This window comes from Verrucomicrobiia bacterium (assembly GCA_019634635.1).
Taxonomy (GTDB): Bacteria; Verrucomicrobiota; Verrucomicrobiia; order Limisphaerales; family UBA9464; genus UBA9464.
The window spans coordinates 110,550-127,958 of the sequence record JAHCBB010000003.1; the positions used below are offsets into that span (position 1 = coordinate 110,550).

Consider the following 17,409-nt stretch of genomic DNA (forward strand, 5'->3'; position numbering starts at 1 on the left):
CGGTTCAGGGGCGTCCCCGGATCGCAGCGCCCCCCGGCGCGCCACCGGATCGCGGCGCGGCGTTGTAGGAGGGCATCGGACGTCCTGCCGCCCCCGGTCTTGGCGACGCCTGGAATTGCGGGCGTGCCGGGGCCACCGGAGCGGGGCTGGGTGCGGCCATTCCGGCTCTTGGGCTGTAGCGGTAGTTGGCGGCGGGCGGCTGAACCGGTGTTCCGGGTCTTAGCTGGCCAGAACCGGGTGTTGACCCGAATCCGGGCCGGGTGATGGCGCCCGGAACGTTGCCGCCGACCGCACCGGGATTGGCGCCAGGGACTGCGGGAGGTACTCCCTGCGATGGCAACGTTCCCGGTGACTTGCGCGGCTCCATCCGGCCGGATGGCAGGTTCGGCGCTGCGGCACCAGGGTAGGTGGCGTAGGCGCCGCCGGGTCGGGCGGCAACACCGGGCGCCTGCGGCGTTCCCGAATTGGGCGGATAGCGGGTGATCCCCGGGCGGGTCAGCGTGCCGGCGGCAGCACCACCTTGAACTCCGGGCGCGGGGTTCGGACGGGACCCTACGCCACGTCCCGGAAGGGCGGACGCCCCCCGGTTGACCCCGTTTGGCGAGAGCAGCGCGACGGCCGGGGTTCTCGGGTTGGGCGCTGGCAGGCGATCCGGCTGGTTGATGGCTGGACGCCTGCCGAGGGCGGTTCCCGATCCTGAAGCCACCCCGGTCGTACTGCGACTGGCCACTGGCACGGGTCGGGTTTCGCTGCGGGCCGGAGCCCGGGAAATGGCAACGGACTCCGGCCCCAGGCTGGGGCGGTACACCGGGATCTGCGAGGAATCCCCGGGACGTCCCCGGGGCAGACCACCGGCCCTTGCCGCCGCCGGGGAGGAGACGTCGGCCAGCTGCATCTTCCGGATCTCATTTCGGGAATGCGGCGCAATTTGAGCGGGATCAATGCCGTTGTTGATGATCGTGTTGTTGTTCCCGACGACGTAGTTGTTGATGACGGTGCTGTTGTTGTAGATCTGGTTGATCGCGGCTCCCCGCACGCCGTAGGCGGCGCAGTTGGGGGCGGTGAAGTAGCTCACGGGCGTCCAGCAGTAGGCGCTGGCATTGTATCCGAAGCCGAAACCGACACTCAGCCCGGAGCCGGCCCAGGTCAGACCAACCCCGGTGCTGACACCGCAGCCCGGCGGCAGCGGTGCCCAGCCGCAGAAGCCGCCCCCGAACCGGAACGTCACCCAGGAGGGCGCCCAGGTCCGCCCCGGGACCCAGCACCATCCGGCGCCCGGGGCATTGACCCAGTTGCCGTAATGAAACGGAGCCCAACCCCAGGAATAGGAGGAATTCCAGAACCACCCGGCGTTGGACCACGTCCAGCAGCCGTTGTTCCAGTATGGCCTCCAGCCCGGGGTGATCACTGCGCAGGAAGGCTGCCAGACGAACCCGTATGTGGGGACCGTGAACCAGTTGCCGTACGGGGCCAGTGCGCCGAAAAAGAAGTTGTTGTTCACCGGCGCCCCGGCGGCGGGCGGTGGCTCCGAGGGTTGGGCAACCTCGACCGCCGGCCCAACCTGGGGGGGCGGCAGGGCCGGGGTGCCCCCCGGGTATTCCGTGGGGGCGGATGCCGCCGGGCTGGCAGGTGGCGGCACAATATCGGGAGGCCGGGATGGTGCGTTGGCGGTGGTGGCGGGCTCCTCGGCGGGAATTCCTCCCAGCTCCTTCTCCCGCTGCATGAACGCCTCCAGGACTTCCGACGAAATGCCCAGGTCCCTGAGATAAACGATCTGTTCGGCATCCAGATGGAACGGCTCCTGGACATTGCTGATGAACTGCACGATGACCTTGTCGTCCACCTGACCGTGCGCGAGCTTGATCACTTCGCGCGCGGCCTCCGGCAGGTTCGGAGGCAGTTGCGGTACTGGAGGTTCCGGAGTGATTGCCGGCTGGGCCGCTTCGGCGCCTGGATCCGAAGGTGCGTTCGTCGCTCCCGTGGCGTCCGGGGAGACCTCCGCCGCCTGGGCGATGGCGGCCGATTCCGGCAGGCCGCAGCCGGCCAGTACCAGGGCGAACAGCATTGCGAGCACGGGCAGTTTCATGGGAGGGCTGGGATCGAGACGATGTTGACGACGCCGGGTGACTTGGTTCCGGCCACCACTGGGGCGGCTCGAAGGGAAGTCTCCACTGGATTCATCGAGTTTACAATTGCGAAGTTGGACGCAGGGAGATTCGCCCTATTCAGCGGAGTCCGCAACGATGGATTCCTGGGGACGGGTTCTGGCCCGTTTCGGAGGCCCGGCGGGTGTCGGGTCTCGCCCGGGCGCCGTTGTCCGGAGCGGAGCCTCCTGGGGGAGGCCGCACCGACACTCCCCGTCGCGCGGCCCAGGTTCCCGCCGGGAAGCCGTCCGCGGCCCGGCAAATCGTAAAAACTCGAAATATCCCGGCTTGCCCCTTGATTCTCCACGGGGGCCGGGTCATGACAGCGGTGCATGTCTAGACGTGTTTCCCGACTGAAAATCATCCTTCCCGTGGCCTTGGCGGCACTTGTCGCACCGGCACGGGCCGAAACCCTGTTCTCCGACGATTTCGAGACCGATACGTCCGCGAACTGGGATTTGTTCACCGGCTACTATTCGGACGAGGTCAATCCAAACGATTACACCGTGGAATGGGCCTTCGACTATTCCGCGCAGCGCTACAAGCGGTTCTCCGACGATGTCAACTTCGAGGAGTTCACCGTGCCGCCCGCCCCCGGTTCGGGCGGGACCACCCGCGGCGTCAAGATCACCGTGAACAACGGCGATGACTTTGCGAGCCGCTTTGCCGTCAACCTGTATCCCAGGGACCAGTCGTTCAGCGGGGACTACGTGCTGAGTTTCGACGTATGGATGAACTACAACGGTCCCGCGGAGGGCGGATCGGGCTCCACCGAGCACGCGATCTTCGGGATCAACCACACCGGGAGGAACGTGAACTGGTTCTCCTTCGGAGCGAACTTCACCGATCCCGCCGTCCCCAACGCGCTCCCCCCCGGTGTGGGCGCCTCGGCGAGCGACGGGCGCTGGTTCGCCATGACCGGCGAGGGTGGGGCGGCAATTGACATGCGTTCCGTGGTCGGCACCGGGGATGGCCCCCCCGAGAATCTGCCCGGTGCGGCGGGAGGGTTCTTCGACCGTGACGGCGATGGCAGCCCGGACACCTCCGACCAGCACCCGTGGATTGCGACCGTGTTCCCGCAGCCGAAATTCGAAACCAGCGGCGCCCCGGGCAAGCGCTGGGTGCATGTCGAGGTGAGCCAGATCAACAACGTGATCTCCTGGAAGGTGGATAACTTGATGATCACCACCTACACCAATGCCACGGGGCAGTGGACCGGCGGCAACGTGATGATCGGCTACATGGACATCTTCAACTCCATTGCCGATCCGGCCGAGGACAACTGGGTGATCTTTGACAACGTCAAGGTGGACAGCGTCCGGACAGTGGTCGTGGACACCACCGACAACGGCAGCACGCCGGGGGACGGCCGGACATCATTGCTCGAAGCCCTCGCCGACCTTCAGGATCAGGACCGCATTTCCTTCAACATCCCCGGGGACGGTCCCCACGTCATCGCCACGCCGATCGGTGGCTACCCGCTGATCACGCGGTCCGGCGTCGTCATTGACGGCTACACCCAGCCGGGAGCCACCCCCAACACCAATCCGATTCTCGGCGGCAACAACGCCCGGCTGCGGATCGTGCTGGATTCCACGAGCGACGCCATCGGAAACAACCCGGACAACCCGGACCTTCCCCTGCGCGCCTCCACCCGGTTGCCGTTTCCCGGATATGGCGACTCCGAGAACGCCATCCTGGGCATTCTCGGGGCGAACCACGTCACCATTCGCGGCCTGAGCTTCCTGTCGCGCTACGCGGCCGGCAGCGATGAGGACCCGTCCATCTATTGCGTCGCGCTCGTCCAGGGTGCCTTGAACTGCAAGGTGCAGGGGAACTGGTTTGGTCTGGCTCCGGACGGGGTCACCGTCAACGGATCCGCCGCCGCGGTGGCTGCGTTTCGCTACCGCATCCAGGTGGACGGCGTGAACGTGGACACCTTCTCCGAGAATCTCACCGTCGGCACCGACAGCGAGGGCCTTGGGGACCTAGAGGAGTTCAACATTCTGAACGGCCAGCACATCGCCGTCGCCGTCGAGCTGCCCTACCTCAAGGTGGCGGGCAACTATTTCAATGTCCTGCCCGACGGGAACACCTTCCTCAACGTCAATGAAATCCACGATGCGCTGGTGGCGGCGGGTGCCGACGGGGATTCGGTGGAGAACATTGAGAATGGCCGCCTGACTTCGGGGACCATCATCGGTGTTTCGGGCGACGGCGTGAACGATGCCAACGAACGCAACATCTTCAATTACGCGGTCTATGACACCCTGACCGAGTTCTACTCCGAGGCCCAGAACACCCGGATCTCCGGCAACCACTGCGGCGTGGGCGTGGACGGCGTCACCCGGGCTCCGGCCGTGGCGGAGGGCAGCGTCCAGCCCAACTTTCTTTCGCTGCCGGGCAACGCCAGCATCCTGATCGGATCCAACTTCGACGGCGTCAGCGATGCGCTTGAGGCGAACCGGATCGTGGGTGTTCCCGGCACCCAGCTGGTCTCCGCGGGCCTGTCGGTCCCCATCATTGCCCGAGGCAACAACATGAACGGAAACCAGTTCACCGGGTTTCCCTTCGAGGATGGCGCCAACGGGCGGAACTATGAGGCCTATTATGCCGACGTGGTGCTCACGCCGGAACAGCCGGCCCCGGTGCTGATCTCCTACGAGGACAACCTCCTGAAGGGCACCGTGGCCCTGCAGATGTTCGACAACTTCCCGTTCGTGGATGTGGACATCTACCTCGCCGATCCCGGCGCCCCGTCAGGCGTCGTCCTTCCCGGTCAATACCTCGGCACGTTCAGTGAAAACCTTCCGGACGACGATGCCAACCTGACGCCCGGGGAGTTTGAGTTCAACCTCGCCGCCCTGGACGTGCCGCCGGGCAGGGAGCTGGTGGTCGTGGCGTCGTACCAGAAGGAGGAGGGCTCCACCAATCCGGGCACGGCGGTCGTGAGCCCGGTGTCCAACGCCCTGCCGACGGGGGGCAGCCTGCCCATCGCCGATCTGCAGGTCACCGTGGATGGGACCAATCTGCGGCTCACCTGGACCGGGGGCACGCCCCCCTTCCAGGTGCAGGGCCGTTCCTCGCTCGCCACGGGATCGTGGGCGGACGTCGGCGGACCGTTGACGGAGCCCGTTGCGACGGTCCCCGCACCGCCCGACGGCGTGGGCTTTTTCCAAGTCTCCGGGCAGTAATTGGCCGGATCATCTTGGCAAAATCGGAATGTTGCGCACTGTGTGTCACGAGGGGCTCCGGGATTGGTCCCGGAGCCCCTTTTTTGATGGCCCACCATTGCGGGCTGACCTCATGAGCGATCGCGCCGTCCCCTCTCCCCGCCGCAACCGCGGCTTCACGCTCATCGAACTCCTGGTGGTGATCGCCATCATCGCCATCCTCGCCGGCATGCTCCTGCCGGCGCTGGCGAAGGCGAAGGAGCGGGCCCTGCGGATCTCGTGTCTCAACAATATCAAACAGATGGGTTATGGCTGCATCATGTACTCGGACGAGGATCGCAACGGCCGGTTCACACCGCTGACCAGCTACCTCGACGACGACATCAATTTCCTGTACCCCCGTTACGTGCCGTCGGTCCGCACCTACCTCTGCCCCAGTACGCGCAACGTGGTGCGCACCAACCGCGAGTATGACCGACGGCTCAACCAGTACACGTCGCTGATCGACCTGAAGGATGTCGCCCCCAACCGCGACACCAACGGGTACAGCTACGAGATTTACGGACACATGCGGGTCATTGGCACGGAATCGGCGGGGGCTGTCCCCAAGACGTCGCAAAACGTGCAGACCTACGTCCGCCACTATTCCTCTCCCCGGTTCGGGCTGCAGAAGGGGGATGTGCCCGGACCGGCCAATATCTGGATCTTCGTGGATGCCGACGAGGGCGGGGTGTACAACGGGGTGGCCCGTGGGTTGAACGACCGGCCGGATGTCTGGGACAACCACCGGGGGGACGGTTACAACGCGGTTTTTTGCGACGGCCACGCCGAATGGATTCCCGGAAAGCAGTTTCGGCGCCGGCTGGAGCTGTCGCAGGATCTGGGCAACTCCGATTGACGGCCCCGGATTCAGGACCTGCGGAAGGCGATCTCGGCCGGCTTGGCTGGGACGGCGGCCATGCGCAGGCCTTTGCGGACCTGAAGGATCCCGCGCTGGTTCCGGGCCGGGTCGCCCACGAGGAACGCCGGCGGTATGGCGTGATCACCGCGGCAGGCGAAGTGTCCGCGACCCTGGCCGGCAGACTGTTTCACATGGCCGGGGAAGCCTCGGCGCTGCCGGCGGTTGGAGACTGGGTGGCGCTCGCGCGATTGCCGGGAGAGAGCCGGGGGGTCATCCGCCACCTCCTGCCCCGGCGGACACGACTTGCCCGCTGCGTGGCCGGACGCGAGACCCGCGAGCAGGTGCTGGCCGCCAACGTGGACCTGGCCTTCGTGGTTCAGTCGCTCGACGGGAATTTCAACCCCCGCCGCCTGGAACGGTTCTTGATGATGGTTCATGACGGCGGGGTGCGTCCCATCGTCGTGTTGAACAAGGCGGACTTGTGCCCCGACGTGGAGGCACTCCGCGCGCGCGCGTCGGCCGTCTGTGCGCGGACACCGGTCCTCATCACCAGCGTTCGTCGCCGGCTGGGCATCAAGGCCATGGCGGCGGCGATCCGTCCTTCGGAGACCGTCGCCTTCATCGGATCGTCCGGCGTCGGGAAATCCAGCCTGATCAACTGCCTTTGCGGTGAGCCCCTGCTGCCCACCCTTGAAGTTCGGGAATCCGACTCCAAGGGACGTCATGCCACCACATGGCGGGAACTGATCGCGCTCCCGGGAGGCGGGCTCGTGGTGGACACTCCCGGGCTGAGGGAGCTCCAAGCGTGGTCGGACCAGGAAGGGCTTGCCCAGGCGTTTCCGGAGATCTTGGAACTGGCGGCCGGATGCCGGTTTCGGGATTGCCGCCACGGTGGCGAGCCGGGTTGTGAGGTCCGTTCCGCGGTCGAATTCGGCAGCCTTCCGAGGGCCCGGTACGACGCGTACCTCAAGCTGGATGTCGAACGACTGGCGCTTGCGGGCCGCCGACAGGAGCAGGCGCGTTCCCCCACCCGCCCAAAATCCCAGAAGGCCAAGAAGCGCCGTCCGGGCGCGGAGGACGTTGACGGCGCAGAATAGGCGCGAATGCAACCCTTCAGGCCTCCCGCAACTCGCGGCAATGGCTCAGGGAATCCCGCCTTCCGCCATCTTGCGGAACACGGGCTCCACCGAGCCTCCGAGACTTGAGGGGCCGGTGAAGCGGATGAACACCGCCCCTTCGGGACCCGGCACGATCGCACCGAGAAGGACGGTGTCCGGGACCGGGGTTCGGGGACCGCCGGGCAGCCCGCTCAGGTAGGTGCCTTCCGCCCGGACGAGCGTCAGGGTTTTGCCGCGAACCGGGAGCTCCTCAACCTTGGACTTCAATGCATCCCCTTTTTCCTGAAACTGCCCCAGCCATCGGTCCACGTTGGCCTTGACGCCGCCGCCGTCGTTCGGCCCGAAATGGAAGAACACCACTTCCCCACCGGGCGATCCCCCGGTTCCCGGCACGGCCAGTTGGGCCTTGCGCATCGCCGAGGTGCTTTCAATCCAGGTCCATCCCTCCGGACGCTGGAAGTTGAGTCCACCCACCGGGAACGAAACCGGGGCCCCGGCGGCCGCAAGCGTGCTCAGGAGGAGGACGGACCCGAGGAGGCGATGGAGGCGGGAATTCACATGCATCGGGCCAGTTATCCAGATGCCTGTGGCAAGTCAACCACGGCCGGATTCCCGGCAAGCATCCGACGCCGATCCGCGGGTCCGAGCCTGCGCCATTTGCCGGCCGCGAGGTCTCCCAGCGGCAGGGCTCCGATCGCGGTGCGGATCAGCCGGAGCGTTGGATGCCCCACCGCCGCGGTCATCCGGCGCACCTGACGGTTGCGCCCTTCCGTCAACTCCACCCCAATCCAGCAATCCGGGACCACGCGTCGGAATCGCACGGGCGGGTCGCGCGGCGGCACCACAGGTTGTGGCGACAGGATCCATGCCCGGGCCGGACGGGTCCGCCGCCCCTGGAGCTCCACGCCGCGGGCCACTGCCTGGAGGGCTCCCGGGTCCGGGATCCGTTCGACCAGCACCCAGTACGTCCGCCGATGCGCATTTCGGGGATCCAGCAACCGGGTGTTGAGTCCGGGCTCGTCGCTCAGCAGCAGGAGGCCCTCGGAATCGGCATCCAGACGACCCAGTGGATACACGTGCGGGGGCAGCCCGAACCCGGCGAGTGTGCGGTGCGGCGAGCCGTCCCGGGTGAATTGGGACAACACGCCATACGGCTTGTGGAAGGCCAGCAGCACGCAGGCATTGGACCGGATGTCGTCGCATCCGCCAAGCCGCTGAAGCGGCTCCGGACGGCCTCCGATCGCGCTGCCGCCGGAATTCTGTTGGAAGATTCGCGTTCAACTCCGGCGCGGGGGCCGGTAGGCTGCCGTCCATGAAGTTCGCCCGCCTGCTTGCCTTGTCACTCCTGACCGCCTTGGGCCTTGGGGCGCAACCGGTCCAGTGGGTCACCTATGAGCCGCCTGCTGGAAAGGCCAACGGGAAGAAGGTTGTGCTGCTGGCTGGCGACGAGGAATACCGGTCGGAGGAGGGGTTGCCGCAGCTCGCCAAGATCCTGAGTCAGCGTCATGGATTTCAGGCCACCGTGCTGTTCTCGCAGGATCCCGACGGCACGATCAACCCCAACAACTCGACCAATGTCCCGGGCATGCACCTCCTCGGGGATGCCGACCTGGTGGTGAACCAGTTCCGCTTTCGTGAGCTGCCCGATGCGGACATGAAGCACTTCGTGGACTACCTGAACTCGGGCCGCCCGATGATCGTCCTGCGCACCGCGACCCACGCCTTCAACTACGAGCGCAACAAGCAGAGCCCGTATGCCGTGTATTCGTGGACGGCTCCGGACGGCGGTTTCGGCGGCCGGGTGGTGGGCGAAACGTGGACGTTCCACCATGGCGATCACGGCAGGGAATCGGCCCGGGGACTGGTGGATGGAAAGAACCGCAAGCATGCAATCCTCACGGACGTCGTGGATGTCTGGGGACCGACCGATGTGTACGGGGTGAACGCCGACTTTCCCGGCGATGCCGTGGTGCTCATGCACGGCATGACCCTGACCGGGATGAATCCCACGGACCCGCCGAACCTGAAGAAGGCCCTGATGCCGCTGGTCTGGCTGCGCGATTACCGGGGTTCTGATGGCAAGGTTTCGCGGATCCTGTGTTCCACCATTGGTGCCGCAACCGATCTGGAGAGCGCCGATCTGCGGCGCCTGTTCGTCAATGCGACGTACGATCTCACAGGCCTCCCGGTACCCCCGCGCGCGGACGTGGACCCGGTGGGCGAATTCAAGCCCCGCATGTTTGGATTCAATCAGTTCGCCAAAGGGGTCAAGGTCCAGGATCACGAATTGAAATAGTCCGATGCTCGTGACATCGCGAGCTTGCCGGGTCGCTGGATCTTCCGGCGGGGACTGCCTTGCGGCATCTCCGACTCCTCCATTGAAGATTCCCGAATGAACCCGGGACCGCCGCAAGACGGGGGAGCGACCCATCGGGCCGGCACCCGCGACTTGGTGCTTCGGAAGCCGGCGCGTGCGCCGTTGTCCCGGGCGCAGGCGGAGTTCAACCGTCGCGTCCGGCGGATCGAACGGCTGCGTCGGGAAATCGAACGGCAGACCGGACTGTGGAATGACCTGCTGGCGTTTTACTCCGCCGAATTGCATCCCCTGGAGCAGCGGGCGCTTGGGCTCCGGAAGGAGATCGTCAGACGGCTGCGCCCGTTCTTGAAGGTCCGGGCGCTTCCCGGACGCCGGCAGCGTGCCACGCTTCGCGAACTCATCCGGCATCACCTCGTTCACATCGCCGACGTGGAGGGAGGTCTTCAGGATGCAGACCTTGAGGCGCTGCGCGTGGAGGTGGATCAGCGTCCCGAACCCGGCATGGACACTGATGCCCCCGACTCCCTGCTGGACGTCCTCAAGGTGCTGTCCGAGGTGCAAATGACGCAGATGGGGTACGATGTGGATCTGTCGAAATTCCGGATGGGAATGACTCCGGAGGAACTTGAGGAGACGCTTTGGGAACTGAACCGGCAGATGGAGGATCAGGAACGCCTGAAGTCCGGGAACGGTTCCAAGGCCCGGTCCAGGCGTCCGAGCCGTGCGGCCGAGCGTGCCCGGGCCCAGGAAGAGGCGCGCGAGCGGGACCTCGGAGCCCTCTACAAGCAGCTCGCCAAGCTGCTGCATCCCGACCTCGAGCCGGATCCCCAGCAACGCGCCGGCAAGGAGGCGGCGATGAAGGAGTTGACCTCCGCCTACAAGGAAAAGGATCTCCACGCGATGCTGCGCCTGGAGCTGGAGTGGATCCAGAGGGAACAGACGGACGTTGCCCGGCTGACCGATGAGAAACTCCGGGTGTACAACACGATCCTCAAGGGACAGGTGGCGGCCCTGGAGACCGAATTGCGATCGGTGGGACACCAACGGCGATTTGCCGCACTCGCCCGGTATGGGCCGGGGATCCCCGGACTGGCGCGTCTGGATCCGATGCGTCTGCGACGGGAGCTGGAATTCGAGATCCAGGTCATGCAGCAATCGGCAGGGGCCCTGGCAACTCCGGACGCCGCCCACGAGGTCCGGCAGCTGATTGCGGACTTCCGGAAATGGATGGACACCCAGGGCGACTGGCTCTTTTAGCGGTGCGGTCATCCCCGGGATCCGGGGCGACCCCGCGGCCTGCACCTGTCGGTTCCGGGACTTGCCTGCATTCCCGGTTCTGGCAGACCCTGAGCCCATGAAGTATCTGCCGATCGTCGCCGGCATTCTCCTGGGCATCATGTTTGCCGGCGCCGGCATCGTGGTGCTGCTGAACCTGGCGCCCGCCGAGGCCATGCCGGAGGGGTCGCCCGCGGCACACTTCATGGCCGCCTTTGTCCCCACCGGCTACCTGACCTTCGTGAAAGTTCTCGAAGTCGTGGGCGGCGTGCTGGTGGCGGTGCCGCGGACGCGCAACATCGGTCTCCTGGTGTTGGGGCCCATCCTGCTGAACATCGTGGCCTTTCACGTGTTCGTCACGCGGGGTGAGGGACTGTTGAACCCCTCGATCCTCATCATGGCGCTGCTCTCCCTCTTCCTCCTTTGGGTGGAACGGCCGGCATTCGCAGGTTTGGTGACCCGGGCTAGTCGAGGCGCTTGATGAAGAGGTTGGCGAACTGGATTGGGGCGCCGTGGTGCTGGAGCGCAATCCGGCCTTTGGGTGGCACGCCCGGGAGTTGTGCATTTTCGATGACGGTCCGTCCGTTGAGCTCAACCGTGAGCCGGTCTCCACGCAGCGTGATCACGAAGCGGTTCCATTCGCCGATCGGCCGGTCGGCCTTCTCCCGGGGCGTCAGCGCGGCGCGGACGTGCGCCGGCATCGTGGGGTCCTCACGATACCCATAGACCTCACCGGATCCCGCCGGCCAGCACCAGATGTTGACCTGGCTGCGATCGTTGCCGCGGAGGTATATGCCGCTGTCGCCCGCATCGGGAACGCGCTCCGTCCGTGGGGTGCCGTCCGGATTCCGGGGAATGGTGCCATCGGGAAGAATCACCGGAAGGTCGGCCTCCCGCGGCGTCCCGGTCCAGCGCCAGTCGGCGATCAGCACGAAGTCGCCGAATTCCTCCACGGTCCAGAGGTGGGGCTCGGTGTCGCCGCGCCCACCGTCGTGTTCCAGGATCCAGTCTGCCGCCTTCCAGTGGCGCAGCACATCCGGGGTCTCCTGCCAGCCCGCCAGATCGAGCCCGTTGTAGAGTGGACGGAACCCCTCGTCCGGTTGGGCGATATGGGCGGGGTCCAGCGCGGTGGCAGCCGGCAGTTCCCGGATCCTCACGTTTCGGAACTCCACCGGCGATCCCTCGGACTCGAGGCAGAGGTATCCCTTGCGGGGTGAGGCGTCTGTGCCGCGGGTGACGATCCTGCCATTGACGGCGAGGCTGATGTTTCCATCCACGCACTCGATGCGGTAGTGGTTCCATTCCGGGGACGGCTTCATCCGCTTCTCGGTCGGAAACGCCCGGTCTCCGCCGCGGCCGTTGAGGGGCGTCATGCGGGCGCCATGGATGGGGAAGATGTCGCCATCGGAGGTGTACCCGTCGCCCTCCAGACCGTCGAGCACCTGGACCTCAATGCCCCGGATGAAGGGTTGCCCGCGCGCGGTCAGTGCATCGGCCCAGACAAACACCCCGGCGTTGCCCTTCGGACGCAAATGGCGCCACTCCAGCTCGAGGATGAAATTCTGGTACATCCGCGTGGTCCGCAGTTCGCCGGTGGGCACCCCGGTGCAATGCAGAACGCCGTTGGTCATCGTCCAGGTGCCGGGGGCGCAATTGACGTTTACCCAGCCGGAAAGATCGCGTCCGTTGAAGAGCGGCACGAAGTCCGCCGCGTGAAGCAGGGGGACGGTCAGGGTCCACAGGAGGGCATGGCCCAGGGCGCGGTGGAGTCCACGACCGGAATGGTGGACGCGGGATTTTCCGGATATTTCGTTCATGGTTTCAGGGGGCCGGGATTTCGTTGAGCCAGTAGTAGGCGACCGGATGCAGGAGCGGTTCGCCATCCGCGGAACGAACCCCGGGCAGCTTGAGTTCGTGCACGTGACCCGGAGTCAGGGCCACGCGGAGGCGCACGCTCCGCCGGTCCGGCGCAACGAGGGCGGCTTCGATGGGCGGCTTCGCCCGATCCACCTCGGGGGATCCGTAGCTGGACTGGAAGATGTAGGTGTAGTTCTCGAAGTCGTACGCTGCGGTGCGACCGGCGGTCTCGGGATCCACGGGCGCCGTGAAGGTCAGTTCGAAGCCATCCGGACGCGCCCGCATCTCATGAACCTCAAACGGGGTGCGCCCGCTCCAGCGCAGGCGGTCCAGTGAGAAGGGCTTGCCCCCGCGGGCTCCCCAGCCGCGGTCCGTGCCTCCCACGAACAGGGACCCGTCCGGTGCCATCTCCAGGCTGAGGGATCCCGAGCCGAATCCCTCGCGGAAGGGAAAGCACGCGCCCTGGTACACGCCGTTCACCTGCTCGAGGAAAACGCGCATCACAATGCTCCACGTCTGGTCGCCAACGAACAACTGGTTGGTGAACGGGCCAAATTTTCCCCCGGTGTGGTCATTGGCGATGCCGGATGCGCTCTGCCCAAGCTTGTTGTACGGAAACGCGATCGCCGGCGGCACCAGCTCCGGAATCCGGGCGCGTTCGGTGGCGATGCGGCCGCCGCTCTCGGGTTCCCTGGGTGCCGGCCCCAAGTGAGGCGCCTGCCCATACCACCGGAACCCGCCCGGATGCCCGACGAAGCCCCCCGGAGTGAGGGGCTTCAGCCAGCACGTGCCGTTCCACGGTCCCTGATTGTCGGTGTAGAACATGTCCCCCACCGAGTTGGTGGCGATCCCGCCGGGGGATCGAAGGCCGCTGGTTGTGGGGAGAACCCGGCCGTCGGGTGTCACCCGGAGGGCCCAGCCCCGGTAGAGGCTTTCGCTGTTGAAGGAACCGGTGAGGCAGAGGGCCACCCAGATGTTGCCGTCGCGGTCGGGTTTCGATCCGAACGCATATTCGTGATAATCGCCGTTGATGCCCCAGCCGTCCGCCACGGTCTCGACCAGATCCGCCCGGCCGTCCCCGTCCTCATCCTTCAACCGGGTGACCTCGCCGCGCTGGGTGGCGTAAATCCAGCCGTCGGGTGAGCGCCAGAGCCCAAGCACCTCGTGGAGACCCGACGCGAACCGTGTGAAGGTCACGAGGTCGGGCGGATCATCAAAGGCGCCGGAGACGATGTAGATGTCCCCCAGTCGTGTGGACACCGCAAGGCGCTGGTCGGGCAGCAGTTGGATGGCACCGGCCTCCAGGACGATGCCTTCCGGAATCGGGATCGGTACCAGCGGATAATACGTCGCTTCGCGCTCCGCTTGGGACGGTGCGGCGGCCGCGAACAAAGGCAGGAGCAACAGGGGGAGGAGGCGGGTGGGCATGGGTCGAGGATGGGTTGAGCCCTGATCCCTGGAGGGGACGGGCCAGGTCGAAGTGGGGGCGGGCGATTGCGGTTCGTCTTGATCCAGATTTCGTTCTCGACGGGTGGCTACCACGTCAGTTCCTCGCGAAGGACACCCGGGACGCGGACCGGGACGCGGAGTTCGCCATGGAAGATTTCGGGACGTCCATCTCCTTCCAGGTGGAGGAGCAGTTGCTTGCCCACGGTCCAGGTCCCGTCGGGATTCGCCTCGACGTCGCTGGCGGCGGCGCGAAACCAGATCGGACCGGGGGCGCTTCCGGTGAGGCGCAGGGTGCGCACCAGGGTCATGTCCACCTCGCCGGGGCGCGGCTCGAAGGACTCCTCCACGGTGACGCCGGAAAACGTGTAGCGGAAAACCGGGCGGCGGCTGGCATCAAAGCGGTAGCCGAGAAACCGGTAGCCGGCGTCGGCACCGGTTGCCGACGGCCAGGGCGCCGATGGATCGGTCAGCACGGCCAGCGGCGGCCCGTCCGGAAGGGCGATCACATGATCGCCCAGCGGGGGCTCGAAGCCCACCCCGCGTCCGGCGGCGTGGCGTGCGCCATCCATGAAGCTGCCCTGCCAGATCAACGCCGGGCGGACCGTTCCGGCATCGTAGGCCAGGTGGACGCGCTCCGGATAGCCGACGGCAATCGCCCTCGATCCGGCGCCCTCGATGAAGTTCCGATAAATCAGGGGCTCGCCCGCCGGCACGAGTTCCTGGCGTCCGCGGATGAGCCCGGCGGGGACCTCGGCACGGGCACCCGCGGCGAGGTAGGCCCAGAGGGCCCGGATCTGGGCGTCGGTGTCACCACCGAGAATCGCGTCATTCACCGCCCGTCCATCGGGCCAGAACGTCGGCATGCGCGTGCCCGGACGCAGGGCGGCGGGATCAGGAAGATACCTTCGGAACCAGTCCCACTCCAGCCGGTGTCCCATGGTGTCGAGTCCAAGGGCTGGGATCCCCAGGGAACCCAACTTGCCGAACGTGTGGCAGGCCACGCAGCCCAGGCCGTCGTTGCCGACCAGTTTCCAACCCAGTTTCGCATCACGATCGGTCACCGCAGGAGCCCCGGGAGCGTCCGCCCGCCGGTCCACCGCACGCAGTGCCGCCGGAAGCCCGGAGACTTGCGGGGTACCGAACACGGGCATCCGGGTCGCCATGTACGGACGCACCTTGGACCCCTCGGAAAGCACCTGGGCCAGCCATTCCGGCCGGAGCTTTGCCCCGACGCCGGTGAGCGCCGGAGGGATCCGTCCCTCATCTCCAAGATCCACTTCGCCGACCGCCTCGAACCAGTCCGCCCGGCCGCCCGCGACCGGACCGCCCACGCCGTCCCTCTCGTGACAGGCCAGGCAATTGAACCGCGTCAGTGTTGCCTCGACCCGCCGGGCGGGGGCCACCGGCGCTGCGAGCTCGCCCGACCGGCTCGTCGCGGCCCGCAGCGCCATGCGCTGTTCCGCGCTCAACGCGTATCGCGGGACCGTCGCGGGCGCCGGATCCGCGAGGCAGCCGGAGGCGGCCTGCGAGGCGAGGGCTTCCAGGGCGGACGCCGGCCGCCCCGGGGGCAGATCCGCACCCGCATGGCAGGCCCCACAGTTCAGACGCTCGAACCAGTCGCGCCCCTTCGCCACGCCTGCGGCATCGGCGACCCACGGGACATCGTCCACCGGACGCATGGGCCGCGCGAAATGGCGGAACACCTCGGGGGGGATCACCTGCCGCCGGAATCCCGGTCCCGCCCACTCGACCTTCAATTCAAAGCCCCCACCCACCTGGGTGAACAGCACCTGGAACGGATGGTAGCCGGCGGTCAGCGCCACGCGCCCGGAACGGGTCTCGGCTCCATGCTCCCCGTCGTTGTCCACCACCACCCGACCATCCACCAGCACCTGGGAGCCGTCGTCGGAACGGGCCCAAAAGGTGTACTCCCCGTCGGCCGGCACCTCGATGCCGCCGTTGAAGCGCAGACCGAACAGCGCATCGCGGCGTGCGACCTCCGCGGTCACCTGGTTGGTGACCCCGGAGGCCACCGGTGACGCGGCCACGAGGTCGGCGCATTTGCGGAACTCCCCTTCAAAATAGTCCCAGCGCAGGCCCGCGACGGGCGCCGAGTCCGCGGGCGGCAGGTCCAGCTGGGCCCGGAGCAGATAGACCGCGAGATCCGTCGCCTCGGACTCCGACAGGCTGAGGGAGGGCATCCGGCCCGAGGGCCGGTGGGCGCCCGGATCCCGAAGGAACCGCACGAGTTCACCGGCAGGATATTTCCGGGCAAGGTTCCCAAGGGGAACCGCGCCGGCCTGGGCCGCATCGAACGTCTGTTCACCGGCCTCGCCACGTTCCAATGGCGCGTGGCACGCCGCACAGCCGAGCGAATGATAGAGCCGCCGTCCGATGACAGCCCTTGCCGGGTCGGCGCTGACGGCGTCCGCAGGCCCCGGGGGCTGCACGGACACCAGGAACTGGGTCAGGGCCTCGATGGCCTCGGCGCGTCCGGCCTCCGGAAGGCCATGGAGCAGGTCGGGCATGAGGCTGCCGGGCTTGGTCCCCTCGGGATCCGCGAGCCACGAGCGGATCCATCCCGGTGTCAGCCGCAGCCCGTCCCGCCCCAGTCGCGGCGCCGCGCGCGACTCCAGGCGGGCCGCCGAGGCGGGCGTGGCGGCGTGGCAGGCAGTGCAGTTCAGTTCACCCAGCAACAATTCCCCTGTGTCCAGCGTGCTGCCCTCCGGTTGCGGCACGATCACGGAGGCGCCAGCGGTCAGGGCAGCGAGGACCGGGACCAGCAGCAGCGTTGCCCGGCGCGGGCGCGGATTTCGGAGGGCACGAACTCTGGGAAGGCGAAACACGGTTCGAGTTTAGGGCGGAGGGCCATTGCGCGTCGAGCGTTGTGCCACGGGCCGCCGGGCATTCCATGTCCCGTCGTCCCTCGAAGCCCTCCAATCCCGGTGGGGGTACGCGGAGCCATCCGCGTGTGGGGTCGCCAAAGGCCCTGCTCGCGGCGACACGTACGGTTCGGCGGGAGCCTCACCCCACCGGGCGAGACCCGCAGCTCATCAGAGCACCCATCGGTCCCCCAACCCGGTGGGGCAATCTCCCGGTGAGCCGTGCGCCCATGGAGTCCCCACCACGTCACCCCGCAGTCCCACGTACGGTTCGGCAGGAGCCTTGCCCCACC

Annotated in this window: 11 protein-coding genes and 1 pseudogene; 6 read left to right on the forward strand and 6 right to left on the reverse strand. The window is 66.9% G+C overall.

Annotated features, from left to right (window positions below; all coding sequences use genetic code 11):
- Positions 1-4 precede the first annotated feature (4 nt).
- Positions 5-2,086 (reverse strand): hypothetical protein, encoded by a 2,082-nt coding sequence (locus tag KF791_02995; GenBank protein ID MBX3731543.1) that lies wholly within the window; start codon positions 2,084-2,086, stop codon positions 5-7.
- 390 nt (positions 2,087-2,476) lie between these two features.
- Here KF791_02995 and KF791_03000 point away from each other — a divergent pair, with 390 nt between their 5' ends.
- The 3 genes and pseudogenes from KF791_03000 to rsgA all read left to right on the forward strand — a co-directional run bounded on the left by KF791_03000 (position 2,477) and on the right by rsgA (position 7,315).
- The gene (locus KF791_03000) at positions 2,477-5,338 is read left to right on the forward strand and encodes a hypothetical protein (protein ID MBX3731544.1); all 2,862 of its coding nucleotides are present in this window, start codon (positions 2,477-2,479) and stop codon (positions 5,336-5,338) included.
- A gap of 112 nt (positions 5,339-5,450) precedes the next feature.
- Positions 5,451-5,651: pseudogene (locus KF791_03005) on the forward strand (prepilin-type N-terminal cleavage/methylation domain-containing protein).
- 560 nt (positions 5,652-6,211) lie between these two features.
- The gene (rsgA, locus tag KF791_03010; protein MBX3731545.1) at positions 6,212-7,315 is read left to right on the forward strand and encodes a ribosome small subunit-dependent GTPase A; all 1,104 of its coding nucleotides are present in this window, start codon (positions 6,212-6,214) and stop codon (positions 7,313-7,315) included.
- Between the two features lie 45 nt (positions 7,316-7,360).
- On the opposite strand, the gene KF791_03015 is transcribed toward rsgA, so the two are convergent.
- Positions 7,361-7,900, reverse strand: a complete 540-nt coding sequence (locus KF791_03015) for a hypothetical protein (GenBank protein ID MBX3731546.1) — start codon at positions 7,898-7,900, stop codon at positions 7,361-7,363.
- Positions 7,901-7,908: 8 nt separating this feature from the next.
- Complete coding sequence (locus KF791_03020) at positions 7,909-8,511, reverse strand: pseudouridine synthase (GenBank protein ID MBX3731547.1); 603 nt, start codon at positions 8,509-8,511, stop codon at positions 7,909-7,911.
- A gap of 152 nt (positions 8,512-8,663) precedes the next feature.
- On the opposite strand from KF791_03020, the gene KF791_03025 reads away from it, so the two are divergent.
- The 3 genes from KF791_03025 to KF791_03035 all read left to right on the forward strand — a co-directional run bounded on the left by KF791_03025 (position 8,664) and on the right by KF791_03035 (position 11,409).
- Positions 8,664-9,632: a hypothetical protein gene (locus KF791_03025; protein ID MBX3731548.1), complete on the forward strand. Its 969-nt coding sequence runs from the start codon at positions 8,664-8,666 to the stop codon at positions 9,630-9,632.
- A gap of 96 nt (positions 9,633-9,728) precedes the next feature.
- Positions 9,729-10,910, forward strand: coding sequence for a J domain-containing protein (locus tag KF791_03030; GenBank protein MBX3731549.1), 1,182 nt, complete (start codon positions 9,729-9,731; stop codon positions 10,908-10,910).
- Positions 10,911-11,007: 97 nt separating this feature from the next.
- Positions 11,008-11,409, forward strand: coding sequence for a DoxX family protein (locus KF791_03035; GenBank protein ID MBX3731550.1), 402 nt, complete (start codon positions 11,008-11,010; stop codon positions 11,407-11,409).
- Here the strand turns inward: KF791_03035 and KF791_03040 are convergent.
- The 3 genes from KF791_03040 to KF791_03050 form a co-directional block, all read right to left on the reverse strand.
- Complete coding sequence (locus KF791_03040) at positions 11,393-12,745, reverse strand: DUF1080 domain-containing protein (GenBank protein MBX3731551.1); 1,353 nt, start codon at positions 12,743-12,745, stop codon at positions 11,393-11,395. The genes KF791_03035 and KF791_03040 overlap by 17 nt on opposite strands.
- 4 nt (positions 12,746-12,749) lie before the next feature.
- The gene (locus tag KF791_03045; GenBank protein ID MBX3731552.1) at positions 12,750-14,213 is read right to left on the reverse strand and encodes a hypothetical protein; all 1,464 of its coding nucleotides are present in this window, start codon (positions 14,211-14,213) and stop codon (positions 12,750-12,752) included.
- 107 nt (positions 14,214-14,320) lie between these two features.
- A complete protein-coding gene (locus KF791_03050) occupies positions 14,321-17,080 on the reverse strand; it encodes a c-type cytochrome (protein ID MBX3731553.1) in 2,760 nt (919 codons plus the stop codon).
- Positions 17,081-17,409: the final 329 nt, after the last annotated feature.